Here is a 12,650-nt window from a genome sequence, read left to right as displayed (position 1 = left end):
TTTCAACTTTATCTTAATCGTTCTTTCTCTTTGTGAGCAAATATCCGATAATATTTTTGATTCTCAATCAATAGGGCTTGGTCAATGAAATTGGGATCACCAATGGGAACATCCATTGCTATTAATTTAAAAGAGTAAAACGGGTATACTCTCGAAACCGGTGTGTGCCCAAATATTATTACTGTTGCTTCATAAAAAGCAAGAGTTTTTATTACCTCGGTAATGGAAATTTTATCGTAATTAGGTGTTCTTGATAAATATCCTCTATACCATAAAGGACTGCATGAATATAAGAATAAATCGACTAATGCTGTATCCTTAAGTTGTGTATAATTGTTTAAATGATAACGCATTTTCACATTTACATCATCGATTTTCAATTTTTTCTCTAAAAATTGAGGAGAAATGCCACCGTGGACAAAAAGTTGATCCCCTATCTTCATTATAGTATTTTTGGATCTTAACCATTCTCCAAGAACTGTGGATTTATTAAAAAAGTTAGAATAATGCCATTTGAGGTGTCTGGCGGTATGCTTGTATGTATTATTCACATATCTATCATCATTTAATAATACCATCATTTCATGATTTCCAATGATGTAATGAACTCTCCCCCCTGCTTTTTTGGCCTGAATTTCTAGTTGAAAGATTAACCAGAGACATTCACTTACTTTAGCTCCCCTATCAAAAACATCACCCGTAAAAACAATATGGCCATTGCCAAAAATCCATTTGTTCTTTTCATCAATAACCTTGTTGTAGCGCAGTAAACCTTTTAAGGCATTAAATTCTCCATGTATATCTCCAAACACAATTATTTTATCAGCCTTTTTGTAAATACCTGATTGCGGTCTGATATATTTAGGAATGATATAAGTGGCGGTATCAGAGCCAGCAAAGCCTTTAAATGTTAGGGTGTCATTCTTGTATCGTAAAGATTTTGAGATCTTCTTGGTTACATTCTTTATGCTATCGTGTTGGATATAAAAAACTTCAATTCGATTTTTGCTATTATACTTTATATGTGGGCCTTCTAAATAGGAGGAAACCACCAAGCTATCGGTTTCTGATTTATCTTGCGAAGATCCAGAAAAGCTAAAAGAAATCAGGATAAACAAGGTTAAAAAGGAATTATATACAATGGATAATCTCATTAAAATCAATATTTTCAAGAATAGTTAAATATAGGATTATTTTTATTCTTATAATCAGGCATTTTTCAGGGTGGTTTTAATAATGCTGGTAGAAGTAAAGAAAAGAAGCATTAGTTTTGTTAAGAAAATAGGCTTGCTGATGTATACGAGAGAAGAAAAAAGAGCATATCGAATTCAATTTTGGGAAGGATTTAAAGAATACTCAAAGAATAAAGGTCGTAAAATGACTTCCTGGGTTTTAAAAGGGACTCAGATTAATGAAGCTCAATTAAAATTTGATTTAAATAATAAAGGCGCTTTTGTAATGTTGCAAATTGATAGTAAGTCAGCTGTAAAAAGGCATTCTGTTTTTGATAGGTTTCTTAAATTCAAACCTGTTGTTCAGGAAATCTGCGGTGAGGAAATTGTTTGGGACAAGAATTACTTTATCGAAGGATTTAAGGAAGTTAGTGTAATTTATTTTCAAATGAAAAGAGCTTCGGTTTACAATAAGGAAAATTGGGAAGAATATTACCAGTTTTTGTTCGAAAAAATGAACTTATTAGAAGAAGCATATCTCGAGATTAAGGAAGTTGTTCAAAATGGATAAATTTTTTGTGTTTTATCTTGTTGATTGACAGATATAAATGATTTTAAAGGAATCATTCTGTCTGGGTTTGTTAAAAAATTATTACGAAAATTTTGTTTTAGAATAAAAGGCTCTTATCTTTGCAACCGCAAAACGAAAGAGATAAGTCTTAAGATATATTGCGGGGTGGAGCAGTTGGTAGCTCGTTGGGCTCATAACCCAAAGGTCGTCAGTTCGAGTCTGGCCCCCGCTACTAGGATTAAGCTTTGATTAGTCAAAGATTATTTTTTCGCCAAAAGGCAAATGAATTAAGACAAAAAGTATCTAAAATTATATTGCGGGGTGGAGCAGTTGGTAGCTCGTTGGGCTCATAACCCAAAGGTCGTCAGTTCGAGTCTGGCCCCCGCTACTATGAGCAAGAGACCGTTTCAAAATAACATTTGAAATGGTCTTTTTTATTCCACCAGATTTCAAACATGCAATTTCATTGATTTCTGTTACCTTTGCGTAAATATTTTAGATACTATCGGTATGAGTAGTTCAAATGAGAATACCCCTTTGATTGAAAAACTAAAGAATAAATATAGGTTGACCATTTCCAATGAGGCCACTTTTGATGAGGTGTTATCCATTCGATTATCACGATTAAATGTTTTTACAGTAACAGGTGTTTTTTCAGTTGTTTTAATTGTTTTGGTTATCCTTTTAATTGCATTTACACCTTTGCGAGAGTATATTCCGGGCTATCCTGATGGAGAAATGAGAAGAAATATCGAGAATAACGATATTTTGGTTGATTCGTTGATTCTTGAATTGGAAAAACGCGACCGTTTTTTTGTTGGGATTAGAAATATAGTTGAAGGAAGGGATTTTGACAATGTAGTTCAAAGTGCTTCTGATTCGATAGTTGATCCTAAGTATAAAAATTTAAGCTTTGAGCGTACCGAATCAGATTCTTTGTTTCGTTTGGATCATGAGGAAGATGAAAAATACAATTTAACTCTTGAGGATTCTCCAAAATCGAGAGGATTATCGAATACACACTTCTTTGCCCCAATTAAGGGAATGGTTTCCAATCAATTCGACAGTAAGTCTCAACATTATGGTACTGATATTGTAGGAGGAGTTAATGAACGGATATCCTCGGTTTTAGATGGTACTGTTATTTTTGCAGAGTGGACATTAAATACTGGGTATGTTATTCAGATTCAACATTCCAATAATTTGCTATCTGTATACAAACACAATTCAGAGTTACTTAAAAAAGCTGGCGAACAAGTAAAAGCAGGAGAAGCTATTGCTCTTTTAGGAAATTCAGGCGAATTGACTTCTGGTCCTCATTTACATTTTGAGTTGTGGCACAACGGTCGGCCTTTAAACCCCGAAGACTATATAAAATTTTAAAAACAAAACTCGAATTATTAATGAGTAAGCATATTGCTATTCTCGGATCAACGGGTTCGATCGGAACCCAAACTTTAGAAGTAGTAGAGGCAAATCCGGAGGAATTTGTTGTGGATGTACTAACAGCAAATAATCAGGTGGAACTACTAATAGAACAAGCTAAGAAGTTTAAGCCGGATGTTGTTGTTATTGGCTGCGAAGAAAAATACCCACAATTGGTTGAGGCATTAAAAAGTGAGCCTATAAAAATTTATTCAGGACAAGATGCAATTGCACAGGTTGTGCAAATGGGAGCCATCGACATTGTTGTAACAGCAATGGTTGGATATTCGGGTTTGTTGCCAACGATTAATGCCATTAAAGCCAGAAAAAATATTGCTTTGGCTAATAAGGAAACCTTGGTGGTTGCAGGGGATATCATTCAAAAATTAGCCTTAGAGTATGGCGTCAGTATTTATCCTGTAGATTCTGAACACTCGGCAATCTTTCAGTGTTTATTGGGCGAGTTTGATAATCCCATCGAAAAAATATACCTAACCGCTTCGGGTGGGCCATTTAGAGGAAAGGACAAGAGATTTCTTGAAAAGGTAAATGCAAAACAGGCATTAAAGCATCCTAACTGGGATATGGGAGCTAAAATAACAATCGATTCGGCAAGTATGATGAATAAGGGCTTTGAGGCAATCGAAGCCAAATGGTTATTTGATCTTCGTCCCGATCAGGTTGATGTGATTGTGCATCATCAGTCAATTGTTCATTCTATCGTTCAGTTTCAAGATGGCTCGATGAAAGCACAGATGGGTTTGCCGGATATGAAATTGCCAATTCAGTTTGCACTTACTTATCCAAAAAGATTGAAAACGGTTTTTCCTCGTTTTAGTTTTTTGGATTATCCTGAATTAAATTTTGCTCCTGCTGATACCAAGAATTTTAGAAATCTAGCTCTTGCTTATGAAGCCATGAACAAGGGAGGAAATTTACCTTGTATTATTAATGCTGCCAACGAAATTGTGGTTGATGCTTTTTTAAAAGATAAAGTTGGATTCCTAAAGATGAGTGATATAATTGAGGAGGTAATGAATAGGGCAAGTTTTATACCTAAGCCTTGTTATGAAGACTATGTTTTGTCTGATTCAGAAGCTAGGAAATTTGCACAGTCTATGTTATAAAAAATAATTACCTTAGGCAGCTTTTAGGAATTGTAAGAAGTAAGACAATTCATTAATTAAAATTTGAAATTTGAATGGATGTATTAGTTAAAATAGGACAGTTTTTATTGAGTCTGTCTATTCTTGTGGTATTACACGAGTTAGGGCATTTCGTTTTTGCAAAATTGTTCAAGACAAGGGTTGAGAAGTTTTATATGTTCTTCAATCCAGGATTCTCACTGGTAAAATTTAAGAAGGGAGAAACAGAATATGGTATTGGGTGGATTCCGTTGGGTGGATATGTAAAAATTTCCGGAATGATTGATGAATCAATGGATAAAGAACAGATGGCCTTGCCTCCAAAATCATATGAATTTAGGTCTAAACCGGCTTGGCAAAGACTATTAATAATGGTTGGGGGTGTTTTAGTGAATTTCGTTTTAGCCTTTGTGATTTACACAGTAGTATTATTTTATTGGGGTGAGCAATATCTTCCAGCTGAAAATGCTAAATACGGAATTGTATGTGATTCATTAACGGAGAGTATTGGCTTAAAAGATGGTGATATTATCATTGCTTTGGATAATAAAAAAGTAGATAGATTCTCTCAGATAATGCCTGAAATTATTTTAAATCGTCCCAACACGATTCAAGTAATTCGTGATGGAGCAAATATGGATGTTTCGGTTCCATCAAGTTATATTCCGGCATTAATCGAACGTAGTAGTAAGAAATTTGGAGTAGAGCCCAGCATTAGCTTGCGTTATCCATTCCATCCAATGAAAGTTGGGAAAGTTGCCAAAAATTCGCCAGCTAAATCTGTCGGGTTAAAGAAGGGAGATGAGATTAGAAATGTAAATGGTGTTAGCTTTACATACTTTGATGAATATAAGGAGTACTTGGAAACGCAATCAGGTAAAGAGATTGAAGTTCTGATTTCAAGGGATAATCGGGAAGTGAAATTAAAATTAACTACAACAGAAAAGGGCTTAATTGGTTTTCGACCGTTGTTAGATCTAAGTGGATTCGAATACAAAGCGATTGAATATAGTTTTGCAGAGGCTGTTCCTGCTGGCATAGCAAAAGGATTTAAGAAATTAAATGATTACCTAAAGCAGTTCGGGTTAATATTTGATAAAGATATTAAAGGGTATAAATCCATTGGTGGTTTCGGGACAATCGGAAGTATCTTCCCGTCGGTTTGGGATTGGCACGCTTTCTGGGAACTTACAGCATTCCTTTCTATTATTCTTGCAATTATGAATATTTTGCCTATTCCTGCTCTTGATGGAGGTCACGTTTTATTTTTAATGTATGAAATGATAACAGGAAGAAAACCTGGAGATAAGTTCATGGAATATGCACAGGTAACGGGTATGATATTGCTATTCGGCTTGCTGATATTTGCAAATGCCAACGATGTGGTGAAATGGGTATCCAATTGGTAATTATTACTTTAAAGTGCTATATTAGCACTGTTAATACTAAAAATCAACAGATATGAACCTTTTTGTAATAGCGGGAATGATTGGTCCTTGGCAAATTGTAATAATTGTTTTTGTCATCTTACTTCTTTTTGGTGGAAAAAAAATTCCTGAGCTAATGAAGGGATTAGGACAAGGAGTAAAAGAGTTTAAAAAAGCTACAGATCAAGACAAAGATAATAATCAAGAAAAGGATTCGACAGAAAACTAATATAAGGCAGGTTTTTTTACCTGCCTTTTTTCATTTTTCTGATAAAAATCAAACAAACTAAGAAGCTAGTTTAAAATTTGTGAATTCACTTGGATGCTAGCTTTAAATTAATTATTTTCAATTCGAATTTGGAAAAAATCTAAACCGCTCGATTGCATGAAGAATTTCATATTTCTTTTGTTAATTTCTTCTTTAGGGAGTTCTGCTGCTGCTCAATCTTTATTTCATATTTTGCAAAAAGATAAACCTGAGAATGAAGAAGAAGTTAGTCAAAGGTTAATGTATTTTACAGATGAAATTCTCAAAGAAGAGCTTCCCGAGAATAAATTATTAGATGCAAACTATATTCCTGTGTTTGCGGATGAAGTTTACAAAAGAAGAATACAACTCTTGGATAATCAAACTCCAATAAAATTAGATTACAAACCTGTTGTACGTCGTTTTATAGAAGCTTATGCCGTTCGTCATCGTGAAAAAACGAGTAGAATTATTGAGCGATCCGAATTGTATTTTCCAATTTTCGAAGAGTGTTTGGATAAGTATAATTTGCCTTTAGAATTAAAATATCTTTCAGTTATAGAATCAGCACTGGATCCCAAGGCAAAATCACGATCAGGTGCTGTGGGACTATGGCAGTTCATGTACAATTCGTGTAAAATGTTTGATTTAAGGGTTACATCCTATGTAGATGAAAGAATGGATCCTGAAAAATCTACCGAGGCAGCATGTAAATATTTACAGTATTTGCACAGAATCTTTGGGGATTGGCAATTGGCAATAGCTGCTTATAATGGTGGCCCTGGGGTAGTGCGTGAAGCAATTCAGCGATCGGGAGGCAAAACAGATTTTTGGGAGATCGCTTCTTACCTGCCAGAACAAACAAGAAATTACGTCCCAATTTTTATTGCTGCAACCTATATCATGAATTATAGTAGGGAGCATAATATTATATCTAAACCTAATCAATATCCTTACTTTAGAGTTTCAGCGGTTAAAGTTAAGAAAAGACTAGGTTTTAAATATCTTGCAACTGTAATCGATGTTCCATTGGAAGAAATTCGAATACTAAATCCAATTTACAAGCATGATGTTATTCCTGTTGGAGAACTTCCAGCTGAAATTGTTATTCCTGTTGAGAAAATAGGTTTGTATATTGATCATGAAGATGAGATTTATGCAATGAAAATGAAAGAGCAACCTAAAAAGTATCTGGAACTGCAAAAGGAGCTATCTTCAATAAAAGGAAAATTTCCGATATATCACGAAGTCAAAGCAGGGGAATATTTTCATAAAATCGCTATGAATTATTCATGTACCACATACAATATTATGGAGTGGAATAACATGAAAGATCAAGATATTTATATTGGTCAACGTTTGAAAATTTGGGTAGAACCATCCGAGAATATAAAGCAAAGACCTGAAAGAGATTCACTTTTAAAAAAGAGTAAATTTTTGCTTTACGAAGTGCAGGATGGTGATAGTTTACAATCTATTGCTAGTAGATTTCAAGTTGAATCTGTAAAGGATTTGGTCGAGGTAAATAACATGATTCATTCAAATGCGGTTGAACCAGGTATGATTTTAAAAATAGTTCAGTACGAATAATAATTGAATTCCAAATAAACATCTAATTATGAAAAGAATTATAAATATAACACTTCTTTGTGCATTTGTTATTCTAATTGCAGCGTCATGTAAGAAGACTACAAAAGGCTTAAGGCCTGTAGTTACTGGTGGTTCCGGTGAAGTTTTGGTTTTGATTAACGATGCGCTTTGGGAGAGTGCTGTTGGTGATACTTTAAAGTCTATTCTTAACGATACACAATTGGGTTTACCGCAGGAAGAGCCAGTTATGGATATTATACATCTTTCACATAACGGATTTGGCAGTATGTTTAAAACGCATCGGAGTATTTTAGATCTTAGGGTATCTGCCGAAATTGAAAAGAATAATCTTGCAGTAAAAGATGAGCTTTATGCAAAGACCCAATCTTTTATGAAATTAGAAGCAAAGGACAATCAGGCAATGATTCAGTTATTATTGAAGAATAGGAATAAAATTGTTGCTTACTTTCTGCTTGGAGAAAGAAATAGAAAGATTAAAACATTTAAAAGAAGTGTTGTTCAGGAAATTTTTGAGAAAGTAAAATCAAAATATCAGTTTACTCTTTCCTTTCCAGCAGGTTATAAAATCAATAAAGACGAAGCAGATTTTCTTTGGATAAGTAATGAAACGCCAACAACGAGTCAAGGAATGTTTATTTATTCATATGAATATCTTTCGGAAGATATGTTCTCAAAAGATAAAATCATTAAAAGAAGAAATGATTTATTAAAAAAGTATGTGCCGGGTCCAACAGATGGAAGTTATATGGGCACAGAAAGCCTTTATCCGATTTTGTCTCGACAATTTGATTTTAATGGTAACTATGCTATTGAAACACGTGGCCTTTGGAAAGTAGAAAATGACTTTATGGGAGGTCCATTTGTAAGTATTACCTATCTTGATGAAAAGAACAATAGAGTAATTTGTATGGATTCCTATGTATACTACCCAAATAACAATAAGCGTGAGATGTTAAGGGAGTTGGAAGCGATTATGTACTCCCACGAAAATTTGAATAAATAATCAATGAGTTTACCCGATTTTACCAATTTAAGCATAGAGCCTTATCGTGGTCGTGAAGAAATTATACGACAGGTTGTTGCACAGATTGAGAAGGACTTTGCTCAGTTTGGCTTAGAGGTGCAGTTTTCGGGAAATTTTGATTATGCTTATGATGAACTTTTTTTACAATTAAAAGAGCATTTAGTATGGCTTCTGGATCGCGATTACCACAGGCTGATTTTATTGCTGTATCAAATTGATTTAAGCGAAAAGCAATTGATGAATGCAGAAGCTCAATATCCTGATGTTCCCAAATCAGATTTATTGGCAGAACTAGTAATTCTGAGGGAACTAAAAAAAGTTCTAATTCGAAATTACTTTAAAGAGAATTCAGATTAAAAACGCGATTCTAACGTAAAATTATAGAATGAAACGAGCGAAATTAAAATAATTATTATACACTCGATAATGATTATTTTCATCTTGCGACTTCCATCTGGCAAATGGAAAAAAATAAACAAATTAAACCGTGGTAAAAAGCTACGGTTTTTCTTTTTGAAGATTTGAAGCCACGAAAAGATTTTTACTACTTTTACTTTAGTCTGGACATGTATGTTTTAACAAGTGGATAAATTAAAAAAATATACTCAAATGAAAATCAGTTTACTTACTGCAAATACTTCAGTAGATTCAAAAAATGTAGTCTACCTGACCAACAAATATAATTACAAAAGCCTTCCCTTAAGCGAAATGGAACTTCTATTTATTACTGATCAAATTAAAAATGAGGATTCGTTAATAGAGATCAATCAATATGGGAGAAAGGTGTTTGTGCATGTAAATTCGAATGACGAACCTAATCATAAGGATTATGAAAAAATGAGAATTACAGGTAGTTCTTTGCATAGCAAAGTTCAAGAGAGCAAAATAGCTGAACTTGTGGTGGTGGATTTAACTCTAAAAAAGGAGATGGTTTTACCATTGTTAGAAGGATTGTCATTAAGTAATTATCAGTTTATAAAATACCTAAAGGATTCGGTTAAGGTTCAGCATCACTTAAAGGAGATACAGGTTCAAAGTGAAGTTTTGGACTCTAACAATATTGAAGAACTACAAGCAGTATGTGAAGGTGTAAAACATGCTCGAAATTTGGTAAATGAACCGTTAAGTTATCTTACAGCCCAACAGTTGGGTGTTGAAATTAAGAACTTGGCTGTAGAATCTGGTTTTTGTGTTGAAGTTTTTGAAAAAGCTAAGATTCAAAGTCTGAAGATGGGTGGACTTTTAGCTGTGAATAAGGGAAGTATAGATGAACCTACTTTTTCGATTTTAGAGTGGAAGCCTGAAAATGCAAAAAATACAAAGCCATTAATCTTTGTTGGTAAGGGAATTGTGTATGATACAGGAGGGTTAAGTTTAAAACCTACGAAAGATAGCATGGATTTAATGAAGTCGGATATGGGTGGAGCTGCATCCGTAGTAGGAGCATTGTATGCAATCGCTAAAGCTAAACTTCCCGTGCATGTAATTGGCTTAATACCTGCAACTGATAATCGACCAGGGGGCAACGCTTATGTTCCTGGCGATATTATTAAAATGTATAATGGTATGTATGTGGAGGTTTTAAATACAGATGCTGAAGGACGACTGATTCTTGCAGATGCTTTGAGTTATGCGAAACAGTATAATCCGGAATTTGTTGTTGATTTAGCGACACTTACTGGGGCAGCAGCCGTTGCAATTGGAAAATATGGTTTGGTGGCTATGGGGAACGAACAGAGTGAAACTAAAATGTCGCAATTGAAAAGATCCGGGGATATGACGTATGAGCGATTAGTTGAATTTCCATTTTGGGAGGAATATGGAGACTTAATAAAATCAGATATTGCTGATTTGAAAAATATAGGGGGTCGTGATGGAGGTGCTATTACTGCAGGTAAGTTTCTTGAGCATTTTACTGATTATCCTTGGGTTCACATCGATATAGCCGGGCCAGCTTTTTTAGGAGCATCCGACAGCTATCGAGGGAAAGGAGGTACAGGAGTTGGTGTTCGTCTAATATACGATTTTGTTAAAAACTATCAGTCATAAGGAATAGTTGAAAAGATAGCAGGGATTAAAGGATTCTTTCTATTTTTGTAGACGCAAGTAAAGCTAATATTTGAATTGCAATATCTTGCCAAAAAGAACTGATAGGTTCTAAATTCTGTTTGGAGTGAATTAATTTTGTTTTGTACAATCGTTTCGCACTAAACTAAATACCTTAAACTTATGAAGAATACCAGAATAAAGGTCGGAATAACTCACGGTGATATTAATGGAATAGGTTACGAAGTAATTATTAAAACGCTAATGGATAATAGATTGTTTGAGCTTTGTACTCCAATTATATACGGATCCCCAAAGGTTGCAGCTTATCATCGGAAAGCATTAAATATCGATAATTTTAGTTTGAATAATATAAAGGAGGCTCATGAAGCTCATCCTAAACGAGCAAATATTATCAATTGTGTCGACGAAAATATAAAAGTTGAATTAGGAAAGTCTACCAATGCTGCGGGAGTATCTGCTTTTCAGGCTTTGGAATCAGCTGTTTCTGATTTGAAGAAAGGAGCTATTGATGTTTTATTAACTGCTCCAATTAATAAGAAAAATATCCAATCGAAAGATTTTGAGTTTCCCGGACATACAGAGTATCTTGAAGCTAAATTAGAATCGGGAAAATCATTAATGCTTTTGGTAAGTAACAAACTTAGAGTGGGAGTAGTTGCAGGGCATGTTCCAATTTCAAAAGTACCCGAAAAAATTACCAAAGAAGCTATTCTGGAAAAACTTGAAATCTTAAACATGTCATTGATAAAGGATTTTGGAATACAATGTCCTAAGATCGCTGTTTTAAGTTTGAACCCTCATGCAGGAGATGATGGTTTGATTGGAACTGAAGAGCAGGATATTCTTATACCTTCATTGAACGAAGCACGCGAAAAGAGCATAATGGCTTTGGGACCTTTTTCGGCTGATGGTTTCTTTGGTTCGGATGACTACACAAAATTTGATGCTATTTTAGCCATGTACCACGATCAAGGCTTAGCACCTTTTAAAGCTTTGGCTTTCGATTCGGGTGTGAATTTTACAGCAGGCCTTTCAGGCATAAGAACTTCACCAGCTCATGGAACAGCCTATTCCATTGCTGGAACAAAAGTAGCCTCAGAAAGCTCGTTCCGAGAAGCTCTTTATTTGGCATTGGATGTTTTCAAAAACAGAAGCATTTATAAGCAGATAAATAAGAATCCGCTTAAACCTGCCGAAAATGTGAAAAACACGCAATAAATTCTTAACAAAATGATAATAGGAGCGGTTAAATGTTAATCGCTCTTTCTTTTTTTGTTAAAAGCCAATATTTCATTATTAAAATTGCATAAATTTGCATATTTTAAAATCCTAAAATTCCAGATTAATCTAATTCATAATTTATGTTTGAGTACATTAAAGGTGAACTCACTGATTTAACACCAACTTCCGCTATTATAGAAAACAATGGGATTGGATATTTTATTCATATCTCATTAAATACATATACACACTTATCAGGTCATAAATCTGTCCAATTGCTACTGCATCAGGTAGTGCGTGAAGATGCACATATTCTTTATGGATTTATTGATCATGGAGAGAGAGAGATTTTCCGTCATTTAATTTCAGTTTCAGGAGTAGGAGTTAACACAGCAAGAGTAATGCTATCATCATTAAACCCTGTTGAAATTCAAACTGCTATTTTATCTAATAATGTAAAAACTTTGCAAGGAGTAAAAGGAATAGGTGCCAAATCAGCTCAAAGAATTATCATTGAACTAAAAGATAAGCTTGGAAAAGAATCCGAAATTCTGGAAATATCGCTTCCTCAAGACAATACCAACAAAGAAGAAGCGTTATCAGCTTTAGTGATGCTAGGTTTTGCGAAAAATGCAGCTTATAAGGTAGTTGATAAAATATATAATGCTCATCCATCATCAAGTGTTGAAGAAATAATAAAATTAGCACTGAAACAATTGTAAACGAAGAACGTAATT

At 34.2% G+C, this 12,650-nt stretch carries 12 protein-coding genes and 2 tRNA genes; 13 read left to right on the top strand and 1 reads right to left on the bottom strand.

The annotated features are described in order from the left end of the window. Nucleotides 1–8 precede the first annotated feature (8 nt). Nucleotides 9–1,154 (bottom strand): metallophosphoesterase, encoded by a 1,146-nt coding sequence (locus tag ACO05S_RS07325; protein WP_421920867.1) that lies wholly within the window; start codon nt 1,152–1,154, stop codon nt 9–11. 82 nt (nt 1,155–1,236) lie between these two features. On the opposite strand from ACO05S_RS07325, the gene ACO05S_RS07320 reads away from it, so the two are divergent. The 13 genes from ACO05S_RS07320 to ruvA all read left to right on the top strand — a co-directional run bounded on the left by ACO05S_RS07320 (nt 1,237) and on the right by ruvA (nt 12,635). Continuing rightward, nucleotides 1,237–1,743: a DUF4268 domain-containing protein gene (locus ACO05S_RS07320; protein ID WP_421920866.1), complete on the top strand. Its 507-nt coding sequence runs from the start codon at nt 1,237–1,239 to the stop codon at nt 1,741–1,743. A gap of 159 nt (nt 1,744–1,902) precedes the next feature. After that, nucleotides 1,903–1,975: transfer RNA gene (locus tag ACO05S_RS07315), tRNA-Met, on the top strand. A gap of 83 nt (nt 1,976–2,058) precedes the next feature. Continuing rightward, nucleotides 2,059–2,131: transfer RNA gene (locus ACO05S_RS07310), tRNA-Met, on the top strand. Nucleotides 2,132–2,253: 122 nt separating this feature from the next. Further along, on the top strand, nt 2,254–3,126 hold the full coding sequence (locus ACO05S_RS07305; RefSeq protein ID WP_421920865.1) for a M23 family metallopeptidase: 873 nt from the start codon (nt 2,254–2,256) through the stop codon (nt 3,124–3,126). A 20-nt stretch (nt 3,127–3,146) separates the two neighbouring features. Beyond that, on the top strand, nt 3,147–4,295 hold the full coding sequence (locus ACO05S_RS07300; RefSeq protein ID WP_421920864.1) for a 1-deoxy-D-xylulose-5-phosphate reductoisomerase: 1,149 nt from the start codon (nt 3,147–3,149) through the stop codon (nt 4,293–4,295). A 74-nt stretch (nt 4,296–4,369) separates the two neighbouring features. After that, nucleotides 4,370–5,722 carry an RIP metalloprotease RseP gene (rseP, locus tag ACO05S_RS07295; protein WP_421920863.1) on the top strand — a complete coding sequence of 451 codons (1,353 nt, stop codon included), beginning with the start codon at nt 4,370–4,372 and terminating at the stop codon, nt 5,720–5,722. Between the two features lie 52 nt (nt 5,723–5,774). Then, nucleotides 5,775–5,969 (top strand): Sec-independent protein translocase subunit TatA/TatB, encoded by a 195-nt coding sequence (locus ACO05S_RS07290; RefSeq protein WP_421920862.1) that lies wholly within the window; start codon nt 5,775–5,777, stop codon nt 5,967–5,969. 156 nt (nt 5,970–6,125) lie between these two features. After that, nucleotides 6,126–7,577 (top strand): transglycosylase SLT domain-containing protein, encoded by a 1,452-nt coding sequence (locus ACO05S_RS07285; protein ID WP_421920861.1) that lies wholly within the window; start codon nt 6,126–6,128, stop codon nt 7,575–7,577. A gap of 28 nt (nt 7,578–7,605) precedes the next feature. Then, the gene (locus tag ACO05S_RS07280; RefSeq protein ID WP_421920860.1) at nt 7,606–8,601 is read left to right on the top strand and encodes a DUF4837 family protein; all 996 of its coding nucleotides are present in this window, start codon (nt 7,606–7,608) and stop codon (nt 8,599–8,601) included. 3 nt (nt 8,602–8,604) lie between these two features. Beyond that, on the top strand, nt 8,605–8,979 hold the full coding sequence (locus ACO05S_RS07275) for a hypothetical protein (protein ID WP_421920859.1): 375 nt from the start codon (nt 8,605–8,607) through the stop codon (nt 8,977–8,979). Between the two features lie 252 nt (nt 8,980–9,231). Further along, nucleotides 9,232–10,671: a leucyl aminopeptidase family protein gene (locus ACO05S_RS07270; protein WP_421920858.1), complete on the top strand. Its 1,440-nt coding sequence runs from the start codon at nt 9,232–9,234 to the stop codon at nt 10,669–10,671. Between the two features lie 180 nt (nt 10,672–10,851). Then, nucleotides 10,852–11,910, top strand: a complete 1,059-nt coding sequence (gene pdxA, locus ACO05S_RS07265; protein WP_421920857.1) for a 4-hydroxythreonine-4-phosphate dehydrogenase PdxA — start codon at nt 10,852–10,854, stop codon at nt 11,908–11,910. 143 nt (nt 11,911–12,053) lie between these two features. Beyond that, nucleotides 12,054–12,635: a Holliday junction branch migration protein RuvA gene (ruvA, locus tag ACO05S_RS07260; RefSeq protein ID WP_421920856.1), complete on the top strand. Its 582-nt coding sequence runs from the start codon at nt 12,054–12,056 to the stop codon at nt 12,633–12,635. Nucleotides 12,636–12,650: the final 15 nt, after the last annotated feature.

Source organism: Marinifilum sp. (genome assembly GCF_965230805.1).
Classification (GTDB): domain Bacteria; phylum Bacteroidota; class Bacteroidia; order Bacteroidales; family Marinifilaceae; genus Marinifilum.
This window is presented reverse-complemented; position numbering and strand designations above follow the sequence as displayed.